Origin of the sequence: Fretibacterium fastidiosum, from assembly GCF_964642095.1 — a bacterium.
GTDB lineage: Bacteria > Synergistota > Synergistia > Synergistales > Aminobacteriaceae > Fretibacterium > Fretibacterium fastidiosum.
This window is the reverse complement of the sequence record NZ_OZ209244.1, coordinates 2088025-2112703: the sequence shown is the minus strand read 5'-3', so window position 1 is coordinate 2112703 and position 24679 is coordinate 2088025. Positions and strand designations below refer to the sequence as shown.

The 24679-nt window shown below is 64.4% G+C and carries 23 protein-coding genes; 3 read left to right on the top strand and 20 right to left on the bottom strand.

Features of this window, described 5'->3' with window-relative positions:
* The first annotated feature begins 218 nt into the window (after window positions 1-218).
* A complete protein-coding gene (locus ACK28C_RS09495; RefSeq protein ID WP_409152090.1) occupies window positions 219-2555 on the top strand; it encodes a penicillin-binding protein 1A in 2337 nt (778 codons plus the stop codon).
* Window positions 2556-2627: 72 nt separating this feature from the next.
* The gene (gene lpdA / locus ACK28C_RS09490) at window positions 2628-4013 is read left to right on the top strand and encodes a dihydrolipoyl dehydrogenase (protein ID WP_015557088.1); all 1386 of its coding nucleotides are present in this window, start codon (window positions 2628-2630) and stop codon (window positions 4011-4013) included.
* A gap of 107 nt (window positions 4014-4120) precedes the next feature.
* On the opposite strand, the gene ACK28C_RS09485 is transcribed toward lpdA, so the two are convergent.
* From ACK28C_RS09485 to ACK28C_RS09390, 20 genes are all read right to left on the bottom strand, one after another.
* Window positions 4121-4375, bottom strand: coding sequence for a hypothetical protein (locus ACK28C_RS09485; RefSeq protein WP_015557089.1), 255 nt, complete (start codon window positions 4373-4375; stop codon window positions 4121-4123).
* Window positions 4376-4418: 43 nt separating this feature from the next.
* Window positions 4419-4895 carry a GNAT family N-acetyltransferase gene (locus tag ACK28C_RS09480; RefSeq protein WP_208873830.1) on the bottom strand — a complete coding sequence of 159 codons (477 nt, stop codon included), beginning with the start codon at window positions 4893-4895 and terminating at the stop codon, window positions 4419-4421.
* A gap of 30 nt (window positions 4896-4925) precedes the next feature.
* Entirely contained in the window at window positions 4926-6221 is a 1296-nt protein-coding gene (locus ACK28C_RS09475) for an adenylosuccinate synthase (RefSeq protein WP_015557090.1), read from the bottom strand.
* 93 nt (window positions 6222-6314) lie between these two features.
* Window positions 6315-7547, bottom strand: a complete 1233-nt coding sequence (locus tag ACK28C_RS09470) for a S41 family peptidase (RefSeq protein WP_015557091.1) — start codon at window positions 7545-7547, stop codon at window positions 6315-6317.
* A gap of 134 nt (window positions 7548-7681) precedes the next feature.
* Window positions 7682-8950 carry a murein hydrolase activator EnvC family protein gene (locus ACK28C_RS09465; RefSeq protein ID WP_409152089.1) on the bottom strand — a complete coding sequence of 423 codons (1269 nt, stop codon included), beginning with the start codon at window positions 8948-8950 and terminating at the stop codon, window positions 7682-7684.
* A gap of 31 nt (window positions 8951-8981) precedes the next feature.
* The gene (locus ACK28C_RS09460) at window positions 8982-10202 is read right to left on the bottom strand and encodes a murein hydrolase activator EnvC (protein ID WP_208873833.1); all 1221 of its coding nucleotides are present in this window, start codon (window positions 10200-10202) and stop codon (window positions 8982-8984) included.
* Window positions 10203-10212: 10 nt separating this feature from the next.
* Window positions 10213-11103 carry an ABC transporter permease gene (locus tag ACK28C_RS09455; protein ID WP_208873834.1) on the bottom strand — a complete coding sequence of 297 codons (891 nt, stop codon included), beginning with the start codon at window positions 11101-11103 and terminating at the stop codon, window positions 10213-10215.
* Window positions 11090-11785: a cell division ATP-binding protein FtsE gene (locus tag ACK28C_RS09450; RefSeq protein ID WP_208873835.1), complete on the bottom strand. Its 696-nt coding sequence runs from the start codon at window positions 11783-11785 to the stop codon at window positions 11090-11092. Before ACK28C_RS09450 ends, ACK28C_RS09455 begins: the two co-directional genes overlap by 14 nt.
* 50 nt (window positions 11786-11835) lie before the next feature.
* Window positions 11836-12756, bottom strand: coding sequence for a transketolase family protein (locus ACK28C_RS09445; RefSeq protein ID WP_015557094.1), 921 nt, complete (start codon window positions 12754-12756; stop codon window positions 11836-11838).
* Between the two features lie 6 nt (window positions 12757-12762).
* Window positions 12763-13569 carry a Transketolase, N-terminal subunit gene (locus ACK28C_RS09440; protein ID WP_015557095.1) on the bottom strand — a complete coding sequence of 269 codons (807 nt, stop codon included), beginning with the start codon at window positions 13567-13569 and terminating at the stop codon, window positions 12763-12765.
* Window positions 13570-13648: 79 nt separating this feature from the next.
* Window positions 13649-14572, bottom strand: a complete 924-nt coding sequence (locus ACK28C_RS09435; protein ID WP_208873836.1) for a hypothetical protein — start codon at window positions 14570-14572, stop codon at window positions 13649-13651.
* Between the two features lie 239 nt (window positions 14573-14811).
* Window positions 14812-17424 (bottom strand): ATP-dependent chaperone ClpB, encoded by a 2613-nt coding sequence (gene clpB, locus ACK28C_RS09430; protein ID WP_015557096.1) that lies wholly within the window; start codon window positions 17422-17424, stop codon window positions 14812-14814.
* Between the two features lie 308 nt (window positions 17425-17732).
* On the bottom strand, window positions 17733-19067 hold the full coding sequence (gene dnaB / locus ACK28C_RS09425) for a replicative DNA helicase (protein ID WP_015557097.1): 1335 nt from the start codon (window positions 19065-19067) through the stop codon (window positions 17733-17735).
* A 5-nt stretch (window positions 19068-19072) separates the two neighbouring features.
* On the bottom strand, window positions 19073-19525 hold the full coding sequence (rplI, locus tag ACK28C_RS09420) for a 50S ribosomal protein L9 (protein ID WP_015557098.1): 453 nt from the start codon (window positions 19523-19525) through the stop codon (window positions 19073-19075).
* 95 nt (window positions 19526-19620) lie between these two features.
* Window positions 19621-20535 carry a DUF2232 domain-containing protein gene (locus tag ACK28C_RS09415; RefSeq protein ID WP_208873837.1) on the bottom strand — a complete coding sequence of 305 codons (915 nt, stop codon included), beginning with the start codon at window positions 20533-20535 and terminating at the stop codon, window positions 19621-19623.
* Window positions 20536-20691: 156 nt separating this feature from the next.
* Window positions 20692-20970: a 30S ribosomal protein S18 gene (rpsR, locus tag ACK28C_RS09410; RefSeq protein WP_015557100.1), complete on the bottom strand. Its 279-nt coding sequence runs from the start codon at window positions 20968-20970 to the stop codon at window positions 20692-20694.
* 95 nt (window positions 20971-21065) lie between these two features.
* Entirely contained in the window at window positions 21066-21593 is a 528-nt protein-coding gene (locus ACK28C_RS09405) for a single-stranded DNA-binding protein (protein ID WP_015557101.1), read from the bottom strand.
* Window positions 21594-21607: 14 nt separating this feature from the next.
* Entirely contained in the window at window positions 21608-21946 is a 339-nt protein-coding gene (gene rpsF / locus ACK28C_RS09400; protein ID WP_279369737.1) for a 30S ribosomal protein S6, read from the bottom strand.
* Between the two features lie 32 nt (window positions 21947-21978).
* Entirely contained in the window at window positions 21979-22257 is a 279-nt protein-coding gene (locus ACK28C_RS09395; protein WP_015557102.1) for a glutaredoxin domain-containing protein, read from the bottom strand.
* Between the two features lie 111 nt (window positions 22258-22368).
* Window positions 22369-23577 carry a hypothetical protein gene (locus ACK28C_RS09390; RefSeq protein WP_208873839.1) on the bottom strand — a complete coding sequence of 403 codons (1209 nt, stop codon included), beginning with the start codon at window positions 23575-23577 and terminating at the stop codon, window positions 22369-22371.
* Between the two features lie 482 nt (window positions 23578-24059).
* On the opposite strand from ACK28C_RS09390, the gene ACK28C_RS09385 reads away from it, so the two are divergent.
* Window positions 24060-24662 (top strand): DUF4234 domain-containing protein, encoded by a 603-nt coding sequence (locus ACK28C_RS09385; RefSeq protein WP_015557103.1) that lies wholly within the window; start codon window positions 24060-24062, stop codon window positions 24660-24662.
* Window positions 24663-24679 lie beyond the last annotated feature (17 nt).

Here is a 24679-nt window from a genome sequence, read left to right as displayed (position 1 = left end):
GCTGCCGTCTCAATTATAGCGCACCTCGCCCCCCTTTCGGAACGCTGCGCCCTCCCGCCAATGCGCGCGGCCCCGCGCGGCGCTTTCCCAGCCGCCTCAAACCACGTTATTTTCCTGTGCACAACGGGCCTGAAAATGAGATAATAACTCGAAGACGGCCCCGCAGTGTCTCCACGGGGGAGAACCGTCGAAGATTCAGGCAGGAGGACCGTGTACCGATGAAGAACGCATTCGAGGGATCCCGCTACGGGTCCTACCGCGACGGCGACCGACGCCGGGCGGAGGACATCCTCTACGGCCGGGCCGCCCCTCAGCCCCCCAAAAAGAAGAAAAAAAAGAAGAGGTCGCCTTTTTCGATCCTGAAGCTCCTCTTCATGACGCTGCTCCTGCTCCTCCTCGTCGGCATCGGGGTCGTCAGCGCAGGGGTGGCGTGGTACATCGTGAAGATATCGTCGGACCTCCCCAGCATGGTGGAGGTGGCCAACCCCAAAAGCAGCGTGGCCTCCATCCTCTACGACCGCAACAACAAGGTCATCGCGCGCCTGTTCATCGAGAACCGCACCCCCCTCGAGCTGCACCAGGTCTCCCCGTGGCTCGTGAAGGCCGTGCTGGCCGCGGAGGACTCCGCCTTCTATCAGCACGGAGGCATCCGCATCGGCTCCATCCTGCGGGCCCTCTGGATCGACCTCGTGGAGCACGGCAAGGTGCAGGGCGCCAGCACGATCACCCAGCAGCTGGCGCGGAACCTCTTTCTCTCCCACGAGAAGAGCGTCACGCGCAAGGCGAAGGAGATCATCATCGCCATGCGCATGGAAAAGCTCTTCTCCAAGGACAAGCTGCTGGAGCTCTACCTGAACACCATCAACTTCGGCCGCGGCGCCTGGGGAGCGGAGATCGCAGCGCGCACCTACTTCGGGAAGTCCGCCTCGGAGCTGGACATCGCGCAGTCCAGCATCCTGGCGGGGCTCATCGCCAACCCGGGGCGGTACAATCCCCTGAGCAACCTCACCAACGCAAAGGCGCGCCAGAATTACGTCCTGAGCCGGATGGAGCTCCTTGGATGGATCAGCGCGGAACAGCGCCAGCAGGCCTACGCCGAGGAGCTGAAGTTCGCCAGGAAACCCAACCGCATCGAGGAGTTCAACCTGGCCCCCTACTTCGTCTCCCACCTGCTCTTCAACGACCTCCTGCCGAAGTACGGCAAGGACGAGGTCTACAGCGGCGGGATGCACATCTACACGACGCTGGACCTCGACCTTCAGAACAAGGCACGGGAGGCCGTCAACTCCCTGCCCACCATGGGGGCCCTCGTCTGCCTCGCGGCCGACACGGGGGAGGTCCTGGCCCTGGTGGGCGGCAAGGACTTCAAGACCAGCAAGTTCAACCGTGCGACGCAGGCCTTTCGTCAGCCCGGCTCAAGCTTCAAGCCCATCGTCTACGCCGCCGCGCTGGAGGAGGACATCATGCCGAGCGATCACTTCATGGACGCCCCGATCACCTTCGGGGGGCGCGGCGGAAGCGGGCGCGGCTGGTCGCCCAAGAACTCGAGCGGCAAGTACGCGGGGGAGGTGACGCTGCAAAAGGCCCTCTCCAGCTCCTTCAACACGGTGGCCGTCCGCGTGGCCGCCTACATCGGAACGGAAAGCGTCGTGAAGATGGCGCGCAGCGCGGGGATCGAGACCAGACACCTGCCGAGCGACCTGTCCGTGGCCCTGGGCGCCGCCAGCCTGACGCCGCTTGAGATGGCCGTGGCCTTCAACTGCTTCAACAACGGGGGCAAGCGGGTGACGCCCCTGACGATCCGCGAGATCCGCGACAACGAGGGCAACGTCCTCGAGACGCGCACCCCCCAGCTGTCGCAGGCCATGCGCCCGTCCACCGCCTACACGATCCGCTCCATGCTCCAGGACGTGGTCCGCGCGGGAACGGGCACCAGGGCGCGCGTCCCGAACGTGGATACCTTCGGCAAGACGGGGACGTCCAACGATTTCATCGACGCCTGGTTCGTGGGGGGGACGCCGGGCCTGACGACGGCGGTCTACGTCGGCAACGACGACCACACCTCCATGGGGCGCAAGGGCTTCGGCGGCACGATGGCCGCCCCCGCCTGGCAGACCTTCATGGCCTATGCGGTCAAGGAGCAGGGGACCCCATCGAGCTTCGCCAACGCCCCCGACTGGGCGGAGGTCACGAGGGTCTCCATCTGCAGGAACAGCGGCTACCTGGCTGCGGGGGGCTGTCCGGCGGTCCCCCTCTACTTTCCTAGCGGCAAGGCGCCCACGGCCAAGTGCCCCTACCACGGCGGAAGCTACGAGGCGGCGGACGAGGACCCGCGAGGGCCGCGGCTCTTCCTGATCGAGCAGGACGAAGCCTACCTGGACAGCGCGGAGGAGTCGCTGGAGGAGCACACGACGCCCCAGCAGCCCGTCTCCCCGGTCAACCCGTCCGTGATCCCCACCCCGACGGCCCCGGCCCCCTACCGCCACGACCCAAGCCCGGCGGACGAGGTGGAGAAGCGCTACCAGCAGCTGCTGAAGGAATACGGGATCGACTAACCCCGCCCGCCCCGGCGGTGGAAGCCAACGGGGCGGCACGTTCCAACAAATTCCAGCAAAGGAGAGGTCAACATGAGTTCAAAGCGCATCGTCATCATTGGGGCCGGCCCGGGGGGATACGTGGCCGCCATTCACGCGGCGCACCTCGGCGCCTCGGTCACCCTGATCGAGAAGAAGACCATCGGGGGCACCTGCCTCAACGTGGGCTGTATCCCGACCAAGGTGCTGCTGCACACGGCGGAGCTCCTCACGGAATTGAAGTCCGAGGCAAAGCGCATCGGGGTGCTCGTGGAGGGGACGCGGCTGGACTGGGACGCGCTGATGAAGCGAAAGACGCTGACCGTCTCCCGCCTCGTGAAGGGGACGCTGAGCCTCGTGCAGGGCAACGGCATCGAGTACATCGAGGGCGCCGCCGCCATCAGGGACCCCCACACCGTCGAAGTGAACGGCAGGGCCATCCAGGCCGACGCCATCGTGATCGCCACGGGGTCCGTGCCTGACGTCCCGGATGTACCGGGGTACGACCTCGAAGGGGTCATCACCAGCGACGAAGCCCTCTCGCTGCCCGCTCCCCCGGCCTCCATGGTCGTCTCCGGGGGCGGCATCATCGGCATGGAGTTCGCCGCAGCCTACGCCGCCTTCGGGACCAAGGTCACGGTCGCCGTCACCTCGCCGGAGATCCTGCGGAACCTGGACACGGACATCGCCCTCATCCTGCGGAAGAACCTGGAGAAGCGCGGGGTGAGCTTCCGCACGGGGGCCAGCATCACCAGGGTCACCCGGTCCGGAGAGGGGCTCAAGATCGAGCTCACGACGCCGGAGGGCCAGGCGGAGCTGGAAGCGGAGAAGCTCCTGGTGGCCAAGGGCCGCAAGCCCTACACGGAGGGCCTTGGCCTCGAAGCCCTGGGCATCGAGATGAAGCGGGGGCGCATCGTGACGGACGCCCACATGGAGACCAACGTCAAGGGGATCTATGCCATCGGCGACTGCGTGAACGCCTACATGCTGGCCCACGTGGCCTCCCGCGAGGGTGAGGTGGCTGTGGAGAACGTCATGGGGCACGCGGTGGACATGGACTACACGACGACGCCGGGCGCCATCTACACGTCGCCTGAGATCGCGACCGTGGGACTTTCGGAAAAGGACGCGGCGAAGCGCGGCCTCAAGGTCAAGGTGGGCAGTTTCCCGCTGATGCTGAACGGCAAGAGCATGATCACGGGGGACACCAGCGGCGTCATCAAGATCATCGCAGACGACGAGACGCGGCAGATCCTGGGCGTCGAGATGGTGGGCGGCCCGGCGACGGACATGATCGCGGAGGGGGCCCTGGCGCTCCACTTCAAGGCGACGCCTGAGGACCTTCTGAACACGATCCACGCACACCCCACCGTGGCGGAGGCCGTGGCGGAGGCCGCGGGGAACGTCTTCGCCCGAGGCATCCACACGCCGAAGGGATAACGCCGCGGGTCCCCGTCCGGCGGACAAAAGCGAGGGGAGCGCCTCGAGGCGCTCCCCTTCGTCGTGCCGCTCCCGCAGGGGCAGGAGAGGTATCTAAGCCATCGGGGTCACTCGTGCACCCGACGGATGGAGTAGACCTGCCGCATCCGATCCCGCCGCCGGAGGTCGCGCTGGCGGGTCCAGGCGGATTCGAGGGCGCGAACCACCGCGCCCCAATCTCGCGTCCACACCTCCGCCGCCTTGCTGGCGGGGGAGGCGCTGAGGGCCTCGTCCATGACCCTGGGGCGCTCCTGCAGCGTGAACCCCGTCCCGTCAAAGGCGACGGAGGACCCGTCGCTGAAGGGGATGTAAACCTTCATCATCAACGCTCCCTTCCGCAAAAGACCCCGAAGGCCGCCGCTGTCCTCAGCCCTTCCGCACCGCCAGGGGAAGCGGCGCGCTCATCACGATCGCGTCCTCTCCGTCGGAGTAGTAGCCGGGGCACGTCGTTTCCCTGCGAAAGGACATCCCCTCGTAGAGCGACAGGGCCGCCTCGTTGGACCTCCTGACGCGCAGACGGAGCCGCCCCAGGTTCAGGTACAGGGCGCAGTCCCCCACGGCGGCCAGAAGCTGAACCCCTATGCCGAGCCGGCGAAAGTCCGGGTGGACGAGGAGGGACATCAAAAGCCCCGCACGCCCCTCCCGTCCCAACACGGCGTACCCCAAAAGCTCCCGGGACGGGGCGGTCGAGAAGGCGCCGAGGTAACTGATCTCAGCCTCCGAGCCCTCCCGCAGGTCCCCCTCGACGATCGACTCGGGCCAGGGGGATCGGGACATGGCGTTCAGTGCGATGAGGGCAGGCAGGTCGCGAGGCCCGCAAAAACGAATTTCCGGGACGTACACGCCCTCCCGCCTCCTTAGAGCCTATCTGCGTCAGTCTCGCAGGAGCCCGCAGTTGATCGCCTGGTCGCGGTCCGCCCCCACCGCGATCAGGCCAACGGGGACGTTCAGCTCCTTCTCGATGTAGCGCACGTAGTCCTGGGCCGCCTGAGGAAGGGAGTCGATGGTCCGGCACCGGGCGATGTCGTCAGACCAGCCGGGCAGGGTTTCGTAGATGGGTTTGACCGCCTCGAGCACCCGCGTGCTGACCGGAAAGCGGTCCAGCCGCTCTCCCTCGTACTCGTAGGCGACACAGACCTTGATGGGCCCTATTCCGGTCAGCACGTCCAGCTTCGTCAGGGCGATGGTGTCCGCGCCGTTCAGGGCCATGGAGTACTTCAGCCCCACCAGGTCGAGCCAGCCGCAGCGGCGTGGCCTGCCGGTGGTGGCGCCGAACTCTCCGCCGTTCCTGCGCAGGGTCTCCCCCGCCTCCGTCAGGTCCTCCGTGGGCAGGGGCCCCTCCCCCACGCGCGTCGTGTAGGCCTTCGTCACCGCGATCACGCGATTCAGGTCGTGCGGGGAGAGCCCCGTCCCCGTGAAGGCGCCGGCCGCGGAGGTGGAGGAACTCGTGACGTAGGGATAGGTGCCGTGGTCGATATCCAGGAGGGCCGCCTGCGCCCCCTCCAGGAGGACGTGCTGGCCGTCGTCCACCGCCCTGCGGAGCAGCACGGCGACGTCGTCCACGTAGGGCGCCAGCGTCTTGCCCCATTGGCGCGCGGGTTCGTAGACCTCGTCGAAGGGAAGGGGTTTTTCGCCGTAGAGACGCGTCAGTATCTGGTTTTTTTCCTCAAGCAGCGGCGTCAGGCGATCGCGAAGGACGTCCGCGTCCAGCAGGTCCTCGATCCGGAGGCCGCAGCGCGAGTACTTGTCCACGTAGCACGGGCCGATCCCGCGTCCCGTCGTGCCGATCCTGCGCCCCTTGCCACGGGCCTTCTCCTGAGCCTGATCCAGTATCTTGTGGTAGGGCATCACGACATGGGCGCGGGGGCTGATGGCCAGACGGGCCCTGTCCTGCTGCTTCTCGCTGAGGTTCGCGATCTCCTTCAAGAACTGCTCCGGATCGATCACAAGGCCGTTGCCCAGGATGCAGAGCTTTCCCGGATAGAGCATCCCCGACGGCAGGAGGTGAAAGACCACCTTCTCGCCGTCTGCAATCACCGTGTGCCCCGCGTTCGCGCCGCCCTGATAGCGGACGAAGATGTCCACGTCCGCCCCAAGGAGATCGACGACCTTCCCCTTGCCCTCATCGCCCCACTGGGCGCCGACGAGCAGATCTACGTTATTCTTCATAATTATTCAGCACTGCCTCCTCAAAACGTCCGAACGGGGGCCTCGCAGGGAGGAAGGTCGCTTCCCCCCTGCCCCCGACGGGGACGTCCCGTGCTACTTCTTTTGCCTCTCCGGCCCGGACGGCGGCTGGAGCCGTTTTTTGACCTCGGCCGCCGCCCTCTGGAGCTGTGCGTCCTTCATCACGTCCCGATTCAGGTCTCCGCTGACCTCGACCTCCGGCGTAAGCCCCACGTGATCGATCACGCGCCCTGACGGCGTGTAGTACCGCGCGATCGTCACGTAGAGGCCCGAACCGTCCGTCAGGGGAAAGAGCGTCTGCACCGACCCCTTCCCAAAGCTCTTCTCCCCCACCAGCACGGCCCGTTTCCTGTCCGTCAGGGCCCCGGCAACGATCTCCGAGGCGCTGGCGCTTCCGCCGTTGATCAAAACCGCCATGGGCATGTCGGTGAGGAAGAGCGCCTCGTCGGCGAAGTACTTCTCGTTGGCCCGTTCGGCGCGCCCCCGCGTCTCCACCACCAGGCCGCCCTTCACGAACATGCTGACGATCTTCACCGAGGCATCCAGGAGGCCGCCGCCGTTGTTGCGCAGGTCCAGGATCAGCCCCTTCGCCCCCTGCCGCAGGATGTCCCGCAGGGCGTTCCGCGCCTCCTCGTCCGTCTTCTGCTTGAACTGAGTGAGCCGCAGGTAGCCCACGTCGTCCGAGAGCATCTGATAGCGCACGCTCTTGAGCTTGATGATCTCGCGGGTCACGTCGAACTTCAGGAGCTCGTCCTCTCCCTCGCGCCGCACCCAGAGCGTAACCTTCGTGTCGGGCGCGCCGCGCAGGCGCTGCACCACCTGCTCCGACGTCCAGCCGATGACGACCTCGTCGTCCACCTTCACGATCTGGTCCTTCGTCTTGAGGCCGACGCGCTCCGCCGGCGAGTCCTCCATGGGGCTGATGACCAGGATCTGTCCGTCGCGGGTCCCGATGTACATTCCAAGGCCGCCGTAGCGCCCTTCCATCTCGATTTCCTCGTCCTTCAGCTGGCCCGGGGAGACGTAGCGCGTATAGGGGTCCTTCCAGGCCTCCACCATGCCCTTCATGGCCCCCTGAAGGAGGTCCTCCTCGGAGGTCGGCTTCTCCTCCGCGTCCACCTGATACGTTTCGATGATCGCCCTGGCCTGTCGGAGAAGCCACAGGGATCGAACGCTGAACGGCGAGAGCTTGTCCAGATCCGAGACGTCTGCGGCCCCGGCGTGTCCTGCCGCGAAGGCGCCGGCGACCAAAAGGGCCAGGAGAAACCCCGCAGCGTTCACCCACGACCTGCCGATCTTCTGCTTCATCTTACAAACACCATCCTCAATAAACGTGCGCGAAACGGCGCGCCCCAGAAGTATACCGCAGCCGCGCAAAATATTACAGTCCGGCCCCTTGGCGGCTTCCCGGACGCAGGGCGTGCCCGCGCAAGGGAGGCGGGTTAAAACCGCCTCAGATAGCGCAGCGGGTCCTCCGCCCTGCCGCTGCGGCGCACCTCGAAGTGCAGCCCGTAATCCGTGTTGGCCCCGCTGTTTCCCACCTTCCCCAGAAGGCTCCCCGTCTTGACCGCGTCCCCTTCAGTGACCGAGACAGAGGCGAGGTGGGCGTAAACCGTGGAGAGCCCACGACCGTGATCGACGATGACCACCTGGCCGAACCCCCGGATCCAGCCGGTGAACAACACCTCCCCCGGCCCTGCAGCCCTCACGGGGGCCCCTGAGGCGGCCCGGATGTCGATCCCGGAATTGAACACCTTCGTCTTAAAGACGGGGTGTACCCTGGACCCGAAGGCCATGGCGATGGGCCCCTGGAGCGGCCATTCCAGCACCGCCCCGTTCGCGAGGTAGGTGTACTGTTGGGGCTGTCGTTGCGGTTTCTGTGGCGCGGGCGCCCCCGGAGAGGCGGGTGGAGCTGGAGAAGGTGCGGGAGCTCTCTCCTCCCGTCGCCCCCGCGCCCCCTTCTCCTGCATCAGGGCGATGATCTTGTCCCCTATCGCCTGCTGTGCGCTCATGAGCTCCTGAGCCGCCGCCTTCGCCTTTTTCTGCTCTCCCTGAACGTTCTTCAGGAGCACGTTGGTCCGCTGGATCGTCGCGGCGAACTCGTCGCGCTTCTTCTTCAACTCCGTCTGCTGGCGCTGGACCTGCGCCCGGCTCTTCTCCAGCTTTTCCCTGGACTGTTCAAGCTCGTCCGCCTTCCTGGCAAGGGTCTCGACGACCTTCTGATCCTGATTGGCCAAACGCCGCAGCATGTAGGCCATGATCAGAGCCTCGTGGGTGCTCCGCGTCGCCAGGAGCACGTCCAGCCTCTCCTGGGAGCTGTACTTGTACATGTCCACGATCCTCGTTCGCAGCTTGATGAGGAGGTCCGCCAGGAGGTTGCTGGTCTCCGCGATGCTCAGGTTCAGCTGAGCCATGGAGCCCTGCAGCCTGCCGCTTTCCTTCTCCAGAAAATCCATGCGGGCCTGGGACTCCAGCGCGCTGCGGCGAAGGTTCATGAGGCGCCCCAGGATGCTTCGGGACTCCTTCATTTTGCTCAGGGCAAGCTCGTTGTAGTGTTCGATCTTCCTGCTCAGGCTCTCCCGCTCCCGCTCCCGGATCGCGATCATGTCGTCGAGGGCCGCGTCCTGCGGGGACGGCGCCGCCTGAGCCGCGGACCACAGGAACGACAGGAGGAGGACGGCGGCAGGGAAGTTTTTTTTACCTTTCCACATCTTGATAGAAGGCCTCTAACCGCGCCAGCGCCTAGCGCCTCAAATAGTCCAGCGGGTTCTTCACCGTGCTGCCGATGCGCACCTCGAAGTGAAGGTGATACCCCGTCGCCGTCCCCGTCCTGCCCACCCTGCCCAGGGCCGATCCGGCCCTCAGCACCTGGCCCTCGCGGACCAAGGCCGAGGACAGGTGCGCGTAGACCGTCGAGTGGTTCCGGCCGTGATCCAGGATGACGACCTGGCCGTACCCCCTCAGCCAGCCCACGAAGAGGACTTCCCCCGCTGCTGCCGCCTTCACCGACGTGCCGGCCGGAGCCGCGATGTCGATGCCGGAATGAAAGTTCTTGGTCTTAAAGATGGGATGGATTCGCAGACCGAAGTTGCTGGAGATGGGGCCCCGAAGGGGCCAGTCGAACATGGAGCCGCGGCCCTGGCCCGCCAGGTAATCCACGCCGCTGCCCCTTCGCCGCCCGCCCCCCTGGACGCTGCGCTCCTGCTTGCGGCGCATCAACGCCAGGATCGTCTGGCCGACGGCTTTCTGGGCTTCCTCTGCCTCCCGCGAGGCCTTCTCGGCCAGCTTCTTCTGACGCTGGATCTGGCCGACGAAGGAGTTCGTGGCCAGGATCGTCTTGTGGTACTTCTCCTTCTGCTCCCTCAGCGCCTGGCTTTGCGCCTTCAGTTGAGCGCGGTGCTCGTCCATGGTCCTGCGCGAGAGGTCCAGGTTTTGATAGCGATATTGAAGCTGGGAGAGGAGCACCTCGTCGTGGCGGGCGATGAGCTGCATCATGTGTACGGCCTCGACGGCCTGAAAGACGTTTTCCGAGGAGAAAAAGAGGTTCATCTCCTCGGACGTTCCATACTTGTAGAGGTCCACGATCCTGTGCTGCATCCTGTCGGACAGCTCGTCGATCTTGACCTGCTCCCGCGTCATCTCGGCGTTCAGGATGGCGATGTTCTCATGGATCTTGTTCTGCTGCAGCTCCAGGACGGATATCTCCTGAGCGGCCAGGTTCTCGTCCTGCTCCAGCGCGTCGATACGTCCCAGGAGGCTGTCCACCTTGGCACCCATCTCCCGAATTTTTCGACGGTAGTCCTCGACGCGCTTGTCCAGCTCTCGGCGCCGCCTCTCCTCCGCGGCGATGCGCGTGTCGATGTTCTCGGCGGCGCTTCCCCGGGACGGGCACACAACGGGCGCCAGGAGCGGCAGCAAAAGGCCGAGGATCAGGACCCCCGCGAACTGCACTCTGCCTTTCAAGACGGCGCCCCTATTCCGGTCGGGTCTCGGCGTGCATGAAGCGCGCCACCACGATGTAGCTGCACACCCAACCCAGCGTCGCCCCGAAGCCGACGAGGAGGACGCAGAAGCGCGCGATCACGTAGGGGTCTGCCACCAGCCCCGACGTCAGAAAGGGCAGGTTGCGCTGAAGGATGGAGATGCCCGGCAGGTACGTCGAGACGATTCCTCCCACCGCGATCAGGGACCCCACGAGGGACAGAAGCGTGCCCTCCAGGACGAAGGGCGTCGCGATGTAGGCACGGGTCGCTCCCACCAGGTACATGATGCCGATCTCCTCCCGCCGGGAGTAGAGGGAGATGTGGATCGTGTTGTAGACGACCAGCGCGGTTATGACGATGGAGAGGACGAACATCATGAATGCCACGCGGGAGGAGACTCGGGAGAGGGCCTTGACCCTCTGGACGACCATCCCCGCATAGATGACGTCCTCGACCTCCGGCATGGCCATGAGCGTCCGAACCAGGGGCTCCACGTCGGAAGCGTTCTGGACCCGGATCTCGAAGTTCCACGGGATGGGGTTGTCTCCCAGGAGATCCAGGGCCCTCGACTGACTGCCCATCTTCTCCTGCAGTTTTGCGAGGGACTCCGCCGGGGAGTAGGCCTTCGTCGCCGCCACGGCCTCCAGTGCCTGAATTTTTCGCAAGACCTGCTCCACGTCGCTGCCCTTTCGGACGTAGGCCTGAATGACCAGCTCGCTTTCGAGGCGGGAGAGCAGGTTTTCGATGTTGAGGGAGAAGAGCGTCGTCATCCCAAGGATCCAGAGCATCACGGAGGCGGTGACGAGGGTGAGCATACCCAGGACCCAGTGGTTGACGATGAGGCGCCCCATGTCCCTCAAAATGTATCTAAAGGTTGTCATCGGCGAAGTATCCTCCCGACATCTCGTCGCGAATCAGCCTTCCGGCGTCGAGTTCAACGACCCTCTGACGGCAGGAATCCACGATGTACTGATTGTGCGTTGACATCACGACCGTCACCCCTCCGGCGTTGATGGCGAAGAGGACCTTCATCACGTCCGCTGCCGTGTTGAAATCCAGGTTGCCCGTCGGCTCGTCCGCGATAAAGAGCGAAGGGGAGTTGGCCAGCGCGCGCGCTATCGCCACGCGCTGCTGCTCCCCTCCCGACAGCTGAGCCGGCCGCATGAAACGGCGTCGCCAGAGCCCCACCTGTTCGATGACCTCGTTCGTTCGATAGGAGACGATCTTCGGCGGCACGGCCATGGCCTCCATCACGAAGGCGATGTTCTCGTAGACCGTCAGGTGCGGAATCAGCTTGAAATCCTGCGCCACCAGCCCCACGTCGCGCCTGTAATAGGGGATGTCCGCCTTTCGCATCTCCCGCAGGTTCACTTTGTTGACCCGAACCGAGCCGCGGGTCGGCAGAAGCTCCCGCGTGATGATCCTCAGGAGGGTGGACTTGCCCGATCCGGTAGCCCCGATGACGTAGACGAACTCCCCCTTGTTGATCTCGAGGTTGATATCTCTCAAGGCGACGATATCAGGCTCAAAGACCTTGCTCACCCCTGAAAAAGTGATCTTCAATATGGCGTTCCCCTTCGATAATCAGCTCATCGCAGGACGCGCCGGGCGCCCTATCCTACCCTGCGCCTGGCCCAGGCCTGCACCGCGGCGCTGACGACCTGAGTCGCCGTCAATCCGTAATAGTCCCTCAAGTTCTGCGTTGACCCGCTCTGCCCGAAGCCGCCGCTCGCCGTCACGGGCAGGACGGGCACCGGGTACTCCTGCGCGGCGAGGGCCGTCACGCTCTCAAAGAGCCCTCCCGCCAAAAAGTGCTCCTCCGCCACGACGCAGCACCCCGTCTTTTGGAGGGACGAGAGAATCGAGCGACCGGGCAGAGGGCTGACGCAGCAGCAGTCGATGACCTCGGCGTGCAGGCCCTGCTGCGCCAGAATGTCCGCGGCCTTCAGGGCCTCCTTCACCATGATACCACACGCGCAGATCGTGATGTCACCCCCCGGCCGCAGCGTTCGGGCCCCTGAAAAGCAGAGGGGCTCATGCCCCTCGCCCGAAGCGACGTCGCGTTCCTCCGCAAACCGGAGGAACGCAGGCCGGCGGCGGCGAAGGGCCTCCCGAAGCAGGGCGACCGAGGCGTCCCTGTCCGAGGGGACGAGAAGCGTTATCCCCGGCAGGAGGCGCATGAGGGCCACGTCCTCGAGCATTTGACGTGCCGCGCCCTCATAGCCCGCAGAGAAGCCGGAGTCGTACCCCACGATGCAGACCGGCAACGCGGTCAGGGCGATCGCAGAGCGAATCTGCTCATAGGCTCGGCCGAGGAGGAACGACGTCGCCCCGCTCAGGACGACCCTGCGGCCGCCATAGGCCATTCCCGCCGCCATCAGGACCAGCCCCTGTTCCCCAACGCCGGGGACGTAGGGACGCTGCCCGGCCCAAAGCGGCGGCGCACAGTCCCCCACAAGCGCCACGTCGGCGAACTCGCCGCCGTGCCCCAGGGCTTCCTCCACAAACGACCGGTAGACCTTCCGAAGCGTCATCAGAGCTCACGCCTTCATCCTGCTGATCAGCACGTCCGCCGCCTGACGGTCCAGAGGCCCCTCGTCGTCCATCAGGTCGTCGCTGACGTGCGGCAGCCCGCGACCGCGGACGGTTCGAGCCAGCAGGACACGCATCCCCTTCCCGCGGGACTCCGCCGTCAACTCGCCCCAGGCCGCGTTCAGGGCCTCCACGTCGTGGCCGTCCACACGGACGGCCTCGCAGCCCGCAACCGCGGAAAGCGCCCTCGCCGCATCGGCGTCTTCCCCGTCCGACTCGACGATGAGGATCAGGCCGGGGAGCGCCGCCTCCGCGGCGAGGGTCAGCGTCTCGTACACGGGTCCTGAGGCCAGCTCGTCCGCGCCGAGGAGGCAGACGACTCTGACCTCCGGCGCGGCGTCCCGCAGCGCCAGCGCAAGTCCCAGGGCAAGCCCCAGACCGATGCCACGCACCCCGCAGGACACGTCGATCCCCGGAGCGTGCCGAAACTCCGGGGCGGACTGCAACATGCCGCCCAGGCGCCGGTACTCCCACAGCTCCTCCCGCGGGAAAAAACCGTACTCCGCAAGCGTGGCGTACAGGGCGGGCGCGGCGGCGACGCGGCTCAGGACGAAGCGATCCCGCCCCTCGTCGAGGGGTGCTTCGGGGCAAACGCGCAGCACCCGGCCGTAGAGCCAGACCAGAAGGTCCACGCTGGACACGGCGGAAAAGAGGTAACCGTCGTGAAGCGCTCCCGGCATGCCGGCGATATCCCGACGCACGCAGAGAGCCCTCTCCTGAAGCGCCTCCGTCCCGCAACCCTCCCCCGGTTTCATTCGCTTCCTCCGCCACCGAGCTCGGTGAAGGTCCAAACGCCCCTAGAGCCCTGAATCGGGGCGTTCGGGAACGCGCTCTTCAAGGTCGGACGACCTGAGGCCGGCTCAAGGAGACGCCGCCGGGCCCTCTCATGTAGCGGGAGCGGTCCTCCAAAGCGCGATCGACATCGCGCTGCCCCCACAGGCCCAGCACCACCTCGCGGATGGGCAGCTTTCGGCGTTCCCTCAGCTCCGTCCAGAGGGCGGAGGGCAGAAACGCCCAGGTCAGGAACTCGCTTCGGGTGAGGCGGTCCAGGACGAGGTACCCTGCGCGCGGGTTGTACAGGAAGATCGGCGTAATTCGTTGCGACGCCATGTGCTTCAGGTCCCCCCGCGAAAAGGAGAGGGCCTCCAGCTCCTGGAGGTCCGATTCGGCGGGCAGGTTCAGGATGGAAAACCATATCCGGGCCCCGTTCTCCGGGTCGCCGAGCAGCTCAGGACCGGCTTTGAGCCAAGCCTTGAGGCGTGTGACGGCGTCGTACTCCCCACGCGCCATGGCAAAGCGAAGCGCCCAATACGCCTTTCGCAGGACCTCGTCGTCGTTCAGACAGAGGGCAAAGGCCGCCTCGTCCTGAAAGGGGAAGTCGTCGAAAAAGGCGGCGTGGTCCTTCATAAAACCCTTCAGGGTAAGGACCGTCGACACGTGGCTCCCCGGAGGGTCCATCTGGGCCAGCAGCTCCCCCCGCAGGAAGGTCACGGTGTCCTTCGGAAGGCTGATGAGCGCGGAAGCGTCCACGGGCAGCGTGAGCGCCTCGTTCTCGTAAAGCGACACGGCCGACATCCCCCCGCCCGGCTTTCCCCAGGACCAGGAGTCGCCGGCCCCTGCGGAGGGTACGCCCACCAGGCAGCGGTTGTGGGGCAAAAGCAACATCACGAAGGGACCCTCTGGGGGGGTGATTCCCTCCGGAGCGGATGCCTGCGGCAGCTTCGCCAGGGTTCCATTGGACATCAACTCAAAGATCAACCTGTTCCCCCCTCACGATTCGTCACGCCGCGCGCCCTCCGCAAAACGCAGGTCAAAACGCGCGTTGACAATCAAAGCATACCACAACCCCTCTACAAAAACACATCCAGTTTCATTCCGCGCAGGGAGGACGTCTCCCTGCGCGTGAAGGTCAGCCGGTAGGCCTTTCCCCATCCGAACGCGAAGCGGGCAGCGGCCGTTCATCGGTCTGGCCTGCTGCCCGCTCTTAACCCCACCCCTTATTTCTCCGCAAAGGAGAAGGTGAGCTCTCCGTCCTTCAGGCCGACGTCGACCTCGGAGTGGTCCCGGATACCTCCGGCGATGAGCGCCCGTGCCAGCTTCGTCTCCACGTTGTGCGTGATGTACCGCTTGAGCGGGCGCGCGCCGTAGACGGAATCGTACCCCGCCTCCCCGATGAAGTTCACCGCTTCGTCGCTGAAGTGCAGCGCGATCTGCCTGTCGGCCAGCCGTTCCTCCAGGTGTCCCAGGAGAAGCCGGACGATCTGACGGACCTCGTCGCGGGTCAGCGGCTTGAAGAAGACGATGTCGTCCACGCGGTTCAGGAATTCGGGACGGAAGGCCCCGCGCAGCGCATCCATCACTTTCCTCCTGGCGCTCTCCGATATCTTGCCGTCCGCCGTGATGCCCTCCAGCAGGGCGCTCGACCCGATGTTGCTGGTCATGATGATCACGGTGTTCTTGAAGTCCACCAAGCGGCCGTGACTGTCCGTGATGCGTCCGTCGTCCAGGACCTGCAGGAGGATGTTGAACACGTCCGGATGGGCCTTCTCGATCTCATCGAACAGGATGACGGAATAGGGACGCCGCCTCACGGCCTCCGTCAGCTGACCGCCCTCGTCGTACCCCACGTAGCCGGGGGGTGCCCCCACGAGGCGCGACACGGAGTGCTTTTCCATGTACTCGGACATGTCGATGCGGATGATGTTCTCCTCGCTGTCGAACAGCGCCTCCGCCAGGGTCTTGGCCAATTCCGTCTTGCCGACGCCGGTGGGCCCCAGGAAGATGAAGGAGCCTATGGGCCGGCGCGGGTCCCGGATGCCGCTTCGCGCGCGCAGCACGGCGTCCGCCACCAACTGAACGGCCTCGTCCTGTCCGACGACCCTCCGATGGAGGACCTCGTCCAGCTTCAGGAGCTTCTCGCGCTCCCCCTCCAGGAGCTTCGTCACGGGAATCCCCGTCCAGCGGCTGACGATATCCGCGATCTCGTCCTCCGTGACCTCCTCGCGCAGGAGGCTTCCGGGGGCGTTCTGCCCCTCCTTCTCCGCCTCGCGGGCCTTCAGCTCCTCCTCCAGCTTCTGCAGCTTGCCGTAGCGAAGCTCCGCCACCCGGTTGAGGTCGTACTGATGCTCGGCCCTCTCGATCTCGGCCTTCACCTCGTCGATCTGGCTGCGCAGCTGACGGATGCCCACGATGCTCTTCTTCTCCGCCTCATACTGGGCGCGGAGGGCGTCCGCTTCGGTGCGAGCCTCCTGCAACTCCTTCTGCAGCACCTTGAGGCGCTCCTGGGACGCCGCGTCCTGCTCTCGCTTCAGGGCCGTCTCCTCGATCTCAAGCTGCATCACGCGCCGGCTGGCCGCGTCCAGCTCCGACGGCAGGGAGTCGATCTCCGTCCGGATCATGGCGCAGGCCTCGTCCACCAGGTCGATGGCCTTGTCGGGCAAAAAGCGGTTCGTGATGTAGCGGTTCGAGAGGACCGCAGCCGCCACCAGCGCGTTGTCGCGGATGCGCACGCCGTGGTGGACCTGCAGCTTCTCGCGGATGCCGCGCAGGATGGAGATCGTGTCCTCCACGTCGGGCTGATCCACGGTCACGGGCTGGAACCGCCGCGCCAGGGCCGCGTCCTTCTCGATGTACTTGCGGTACTCATCGACGGTCGTCGCCCCGATGCAATGCAGCTCGCCCCGCGCCAGCATGGGCTTCAGCATGTTGCCCGCGTCCACGGCGCCCTCCGCCGCACCGGCCCCAACGATGGTGTGCAGCTCGTCGATGAACAGGACGATGCGCCCCTCGCTCTGCTTCACCTCGTTCAAGACGGCCTTCAACCGCTCCTCAAACTCGCCGCGGAACTTCGCCCCGGCAACCAGCGACCCCATGTCCAGGGCAAAGACCGTCCGGTCCTTCAGGCCCTCCGGCACGTCTCCGCGCACGATGCGCTGCGCCAGCCCCTCCACGATGGCCGTCTTGCCGACCCCCGGGTCGCCGATCAGCACGGGGTTGTTCTTCGTCTTACGGCTCAGGATACGGATAACGCGGCGGACCTCCTCGTCGCGCCCGATCACCGGGTCCAGTTTCCCCTCCCGCGCCGCGGCCACCAGGTCGCGCCCGTACTTGGCGAGGGCCTCGTAGGTGGCTTCGGGGTCCGCACTCTGCACCCGCTGAGAGCCGCGAACTTCCGTCAACGCCTTCAGGAAGCGGTCCTCCGTGATGCCCAGCCGATTCAGGATGCGCCCCAGGTTGGTGTTCGTCCCCTCGTCCAGCATCGCCAGGAACAGGTGCTCGACGGAGACGTACTCGTCCTTGAGCGCCTTCGCGCGCTCCTCCGCCGCGGCGAGGAGCCTGCTGAGCCGCGGGGTCACGTAGACCTTTCCCGGCTCCGCCCCGCTGCCCGATACGCGCGGCATACGGGCCACTTCGTCGGAGACGAGCTTCTCCAGCACCTTGGGGTCCACTTCCATGCGGCGAAGCATCCGAGGGATCAGCCCCTCCGCGTCCTGCAAGAGCGCCAGCAGAAGGTGCTCCACGTCCACCTGCTGGTGGCTGCGGGCCGCCGCAAGGTCCTGCGCCGCCGCTAAAGCGGACTGGCTCTTCGTCGTCAATTTATTGAAGTCCATGCCTATAACCTCCCCATGAAGGGTATATTCTTGATCTATCGTCCCTGGTCAAAGGCCCCGTAGGCCTCAATCCCTGACCAATAATGACCAAAATTATAGAGAAAGGTTTTATGCCCGCAATCGGTTATTTTTCGTAATCGGCCTTTCGAACCGACGACCGGGCGGCAGGTGCGGGGGCGCGTGCCTGCGGAGGCCGCCGGCCCCCTATGGCCTTATAGATGGGTGCAATCCCAAAAAACGCGGGGCGGGCGTCAGCGCGCGACACCTGCAAGGAAAAGGGGACCGTCCATCGACCGGTCCCCTTTTCCTTAACCCTTCCAGCTGCGAAAGCGCGTAATCTCCCTTTGAAAGACGAGGGTGATCGTGTCCGTCGGGCCGTTTCGGTTCTTTGCCAGGGTCAGCTGAGCCTCGCTGTCCACCCCAGGCTGGGTCTCCTCGTAGTAGTCCCTTCGATAGAGGAACATCACCGTGTCCGCGTCCTGCTCAATGGCTCCCGAATCCCGGAGGTCCGAGAGCATCGGCTTCTTGTCGGGGCGTTTTTCCGTCTCGCGCGACAGCTGGGAGAGGGCGATGACGGGGCAGGCCAACTCGCGGGCGACCCCTTTCAACATGCGGGAGATCTCGGAGACCTCCTGTTGGCGGTTGTCCGTCTGACGGCCGCCAAAGCTCATCAGCTGCAGGTAATCCACGATCACGAGCCCCAGGGTCGGGTAGCGGGACTTGAACCTGCGGCAGCGCGCCCGAAAATCCATCGTGGTCAGCATGGAGCTGTCGTCGATGAAGATGGGCCTCTGCGTCAGCACGCCGGCGGCATTCTGAAGCTCGTCCCAGTCCCCCCTGCTCATGGTCCCGGTGTTCATCGCCTGGAGGTCCACCTCGGACTGCGCCGCCAGCATACGCTGCACCAGCTGTTCCGCGGACATCTCAAGGCTGAAGATCAGGACGGCCGACCGGCTTCCGCCGCCCCCGAACTGCGCGATGTTGAGGGCGAAGGCCGTCTTTCCCATGGAGGGACGCGCGGCGATGATGTTCAGGCTTCCGGGCTGAAAACCGGCCGTCAAACGGTCCAGATCCGCAAAGCTGGACTCGAAGCCGCTGACGTCCGATCCGCTCTCCTGATAGCGCTGCTCGATGTTCTGAAACGTCCTGCCCAGAATGTCGCTGACGGGGCGGAAGTCGGCCCGATTGTTGCGCTGGGAGACCTCAAAGACGGCTCGCTCCGCCTCATCCACGATCATGGCGCTCTCCAGCTCGCTCGAATACGCCAGGCTGACGATCTTGCTCCCCGCGTCGATCAGCCGGCGACGGACGGACTTCTCCCGCACGATGCCCGCGTGGAAGGCGATGTTGGCCGTCGTCGGGACCTCCGCCACCAGGGCGGCGAGGAAGGGCTGTCCCCCCAGCTTGTCAAAGACGCCGCGCCGGGCCAGCTCATCCCCGATGGTGACAAGGTCCACGGGCCGGCTGGCGTTGAACATCTCCCCCATCACCTCGTAGGCGGCTCGGTGGTTGAGGTCGTAAAAATCCTCCGGCCTCAGGGTCTCCAGGGCGACCCCCAGGGCCTCGTGCTCGAGAAGGCACGCGCCCAGAACGGCCCGCTCCGCGTCCAGGTTCTGGGGCGGGACCCTGTCGTAAAGCTGCATTCGGTTCAGTCTTTCTGGGTGGTCACAGACAGCGTCATGTCCGCGTGGACGCCGGCGTGCAGCTTCAGCGCGAAGGGAAAACTGCCCGGCTGCTTGATGACGTCGTCCATTTTGATGTCGCGCTTGTCCACCGTCCGACCGTACTGCCGGCTCAGGGCCTCGGCCACCTGAGCCGTGGTGATGCTCCCAAAGAGCTTCCCATTCTCCCCCGCCTTCGCCTCGATCCTCACGGCCTTTCCCTGAAGCCCCTTCTTCGTCTCCTCAGCCTCCTGGAGCTGTTTCGCCTCCTTTTTCCTCTTGTTGGCCTGTTCCTCCTTCCACGCCGCCACCTTGCTGGGGGTCGCCTCGACGGCAAGCCCCCGCGGAAAGAGGAAGTTGCGGGCGTACCCGTCGCTGACGTTCACAAGCGCGCCGGCGCTGCCCACCTTATTGACGTCCGCCTTTAAAATCACCTGCATGAAAGATTCTCCCTTCAAAAAGCACAAAAGTCCCCGCGTCGGGAAAACACCGACCTAAGGCCGATCGGCGCTTCCCTGAAGGCATTACCCGCACCCTACGTCCTGCGGCGCGTCGCCCTGCTCCTGAAGTCGAAGACGATGTCGCCGATGCCCATGAGCACCTGCCACGGCCACGCCAGAGGGATCAGGAACAGGACGGCGGCCAACGTCCGAAGGACGGGGCCCACCCCTCGTCGCCCTATCCACCAGAAGGCCAGGGAAAGGCCCTCGACGAAAAAGAGGACGTTCAGGACCAGCTCCAGGTTGGCCGCAAACAGGGCACCTGCCCTCCAGTCGTCCAGCCCCCACAGGAGGTTGATGACGAAAGCGAGGAAAAACGCCGACAGCAGGGACTTTGGGAAACGCCATTCCGTAAAGGCGGGCAGGGCGGGCGGGCGGTGCGCCTGACCTCGCTGAAAATACCCGCACAGCTTGTAGTTGCAGAGCGCATCCAACCCCGCGTAGAGAAGGAGCATCGAGGGCGTCATGTAGGGCAGCAACGCAGCGGCCTGTCTCATATTTTCCTGCGTCGAGATCGTCTCTCGAAAACCGGACGAGAAGCCCGCGTACAGCCGCCCCATCATCTCCTCCACCTGTCCGGCGTCAGGGGCCAAAAAGTTGCGCCCCGTCAGCGCCCAGAGGAGGAAGAAGAAGAACAGCTTCTCTGTGACGGACACGAAGGTGCAGGCCAGAAGTGCCTCTCCTCCGCTCCAGCTCTTCCTTGAACTCGCGGCAAGGGCAGCGGAGAGGGGAGCCGAAGCGGTTACGAAGTACAGGGCGGAAGGGATCGACAGGAGGAGCGCCGTCAGCCCCCCCGTCAGGAGCACTCCCAGCCCCAACGACCTGCGCCCCTCCCGGCACCCCAGGAGGGCGAGCGGCAGTGGGGAGAAGAACAACCCCCAGAAGGTCACCGCCGGAACGTAGTCCTTCACCTTCAAGAGAAGGACCGTCAAAAGGGAAAAAAAGACCACACGGCCAAGGGTTCTTTGTTTAAAAACGCTCTCCGGCCCCGGCATAGTCCACCCCCTTCAAGGAATGAAAAAGGGAGAGCCCTGTGGCTTCTCCCCATGAAATTTCAGCCGACATCCCGTCAAAGAACAGATGCCCCCTCGCGCAACAGGAGAGGATCAGTCCAGCGAGTAAGGCAGGAGCGCCATGTAGCGCGCCCTCTTGATGGCCTCGGTCAAAAGCCTCTGGTGCTTTGCGCAGTTCCCCGTGACGCGGCGCGGAACGATCTTTCCCCGCTCGCTGATGTACTTGCGCAGCTTCTCAACGTCTTTGTAGTCGACCTTTTCCTGCTTCTCAACGCAGTAATAGCAGAACTTGGGGCGTCGTTTGGAGCCCCTGCGCATACCGCCGCGCGGCGCGGCGGCGCCTGCGGGCCTGCTCTCCCTCTCTCCGTTCATCTAAGATATCCTCCTTAAAAATCCCCACGGACCGCCGACAGAGGAGCGCTTGCCCGGACAGGCAGCTCCCACGAAGGTCCTCTCGGACGCCCTCGTCAAAAGGGGATGTCCGATTCGGCGCTCTTGTTGGCGTCCTTTTCCATCTCCGCAAAATCCATCGGGAAGTCGTCGCTGAACCCCTTCTCGTGGATGCTCTTGCCGAAATCCTCGTCGCTGGAGAAGGAGGACGGCGAGGAGGAATCGGGGGCAGCCTGGGGGTCGTAGGGGACCCCCTCGTCCGAGGTCCTCTTTCCACCCACGAAGACGACCTCCCCCGCCTCCACCTCCGTCACGTATTTCTTCCCGGACCCGTCGCGCGCGTCGTAGCTGCGCGAACGTATCCGGCCCTCCACGAGGACGCCGCTTCCCTTCTTGAGGTAGCGGCCGCAGCGCTCCGCCAGAGGGCCCCAGGCGACGACGGATATAAAGTCCGTTCCATCCTGATACTCCCCGCTCTTGTTCTTCCACGCATAGCCGACCGCCACGGTGAAACGGGCCCACGCCCGCCTCTCCACCGTGTAGCGAACGTCTGGATCGCGGGCGAGATTGCCCATAAGAACCACTTTATTGAACCCTCTGGCCATGGCCGTTCCCTCCCCTACTCGTCCAAAAGGATGATCATCTGACGATAGACGTTGGAACGCAATCCAAGGATACGGCGCAGCTCAAAGGTCGCCGCCGGCTCAAGGTCAAAATTGAAGAGCACGTAGTTCCCCTCGGATTTCTTCTGAATGGGGTAGGCCAGCGCCTTCTTTCCCCAGACATCCGTCTGGGTCACGTTGCCTCCCAGACTGCGCACGACTTCCTCGATCTTGCCGACCTCCTCCTTGGGGTCCTCAAGTTCAGCGCTAAGGATGGTCAACATCTCGTAATGCCGCACGTCTGTCACCTCCTCCCTGTGGTCTGATGGCCTCTTCCGGAAGAAGAGGCAGGGCATAAAACTTTTTTATTATAACGACAGACAGAGGTTTACGCAAGCGCCGCTTCAAAGACGCGCTTGACGTTGGTCTTGCACTCCTCGTACTCCTCTCCTTTATGCGCCTCGTACAGCTTCTCCGAACCGATGAACATCGTCGGCACGCTGTAGTAATCGTACTTCTCAGCCACCTCCGGGCGCTCGCTCTCCTCCACCCAATCCATCTCGATCGCCCGATACCGGGCATCCCCGGCCTTCAGTTCATCCATGGCCCTCCGGGCGTTCTTGCAATAGGGGCAGGCCTCAAGGTAAAAAAACGTGACCTTCTTCATCGCTGCAGCGCACCTCCCCAAATTCCGGACAAATTATGGATCACAACTCATATGACTCATATGAACGAAGGGGACGGCTCCAAAAGGCCGCCTCCTCTGTTTTCTCACGAATTATTTTTCGCTCTCGTTTCCGATCTCGCGGCCGCTCTTGAGCCCGGCATGTACAACCACGGACGGCTGGCAGTTCGTGTACCTGCCGCCGACGTAGCGACCGATCAGTCCCCCCACGATATCGCCGCCCCGAACCTCCTCGTCCGACGTGCAGTGATCCAGCAGCCCCTTCTCCATCTGCCCGGTGACCCCGCCGACGTTGGCCCTGCCGTTCACGGAGGCCGTCGAGAGACAGCGCATGGCAGTCCCCCCACGCCACAGGCCGAACGCGCCGCCGACCTGATTCGTCCCCATGACGTTGCCCTGGACCGAGGCGTCTTTCACCGTGCCCTGGGCATTGAACCCCAGAACTCCCCCCACGTTCTCCACGCCCTCCACGTTGCCGTCAAAGGCCACGGATTGAAACTGGATGGGACCGGCCGCGGCCCCCGCCACGCCGCCGACGTTTTCCGTTCCGGCGACGGTGCAGCGCTCGACTGCAGCATTCTGAAGGAGCCCGGCCTGAAACGTCCCCGCCATGGCCCCCACGTTCTCACGCCCCTCGATGCTGCTGCCGGAGACGGAGACGTTCATCAGGACGGATCCGAACGCGCCGCCGGCGATGCCGCCCGCACTGGCCCCCGCGCCCTTTACCCTGCCGATGAACTCCGAGTGCAGGAGGCGGCACTCCATCGCGTTGCCGATCATGCCGCCCACGTTCTGGCTGCCGGCGACGGAGCCGGACACGGAGACGTTCTTCACCGTGGACTTCTGCGCGGCACCGGCCAGGATCCCGACCTCCGTCACTCCGTTCACCTCGGCGTCCTCAACGGTGAGGTTGCAGACGTAGGCTCCCGAGAGCGTGCCGAACAGGCCCACCGGGTCCTTCCCCGCGTGTTTCAGCGACAGGCCGCTGATCGTGTGCCCATTGCCGTCAAAGACGCCGCTGAACGCCAGGGTTCTACCGATGCGCGAGAAGCCGATGGGAACCCAGGCCCTTCCTCCAAGGTCCACGTTGGCGGTCAGCCGAACGTACTTGCCCGCGTAGTTCCTCCCGCCATTGACCAAAGCGGCAAAGGCGCGAAGCTGCGCCTCCGTGCCGATGGTCCATGGGCTCTTTGCGGTGCCCCGCCCTCCCGTGAAGGGGGAGACCGCCTTTCGTTTGCCGGCCTCTCTCCTGCGTAGCCTCGCCTTCCGCACCGTCCTCTTTCCGTCAGGCGTCCTGGTCACAACCCGTGGAGCGCCCTCGGCGGAGACAGGGGCAAGCTCAGGCAACACAAAGGTGAAACTCAGAACGCATAAAAGACAGAGAGCAAAGCCAACCCTCATCAGGCCCTTTCCCGCTTTTCCCTCACGCGGCGATCTCTCGACAGACACCATCGACCTTGACATCCTTTCGCTTTATATTTTGAAACTCAAAAGCTCAAGACCACCTTGCACTCCATTTCGATCAAGGCATTCTCTTTACTATTTTATCCCAACTCAGGCGATCTTTGGGCACTCCACCATACGAATTTCCGTCGTTCGTTCTCGCCATCTCGTCCCCTTCACGATTTTGTTTTCAATACGGCAGGAAAAACCACCCATGAAAACGCAACTCAATATTGACATAACCCCCGCCGTTCTGCAAAATAAAGCGGCGAAACGCGGACGAAAATAGGTGTCGCGGCGCGGGCCTCGCCCGTTCAGCAATTTTTAGGAGGAAAACGACGATGATCTGTCAGCACTGCGGAGCCCCTCTGGAAGCGGGAATAGAGCTCTGTTCCTTCTGCGGCTCCCCGACGCCCTACGACGAGATGCTCCTGGACGAAAAGATCCAGCGGAAACAGGCACTTCAGCGGAAGAAGAAGCTGGCAGGGCTCGCCGCCATCAAGCACGTCTCAGACCTGTCCCTGCCCTTCCTATGGATCGCGACCATGGGCATCTACAGCCCCGTCTGGTATCTGACGAGGGCACGATCGCTGAACCGCATGAACTCCCCCAAAAAACTGCCCGCCTTCGCCACGATCGTCCAGCTGGTCCTCTACCTCGGCGCCCTGAGCCTTCCAGGTGCCTGGGAGGGGATCGGGGTAGACGCCGAGACGGCCTCGGCATACAACCACTGCGTGTTCGGCGCAAGCTTCTTTCTCTCCATCTGGCTGGCCTTCCGCGTCAAGGACATCCTTCAGGCCCATGCCGCCCAATACCTCGATAAGGCCGTCGTCGTTCACACCATCGCGCCGTCGGCGGCCCTTCTCGTCGTCTTCGGGCCCCTCTACCTTCAAACCCAAATCAACAAGATGATCTTCATGGAGCTCTTGAAGCCCGCCGTCTAGGCGCGGCAGGCAAACTT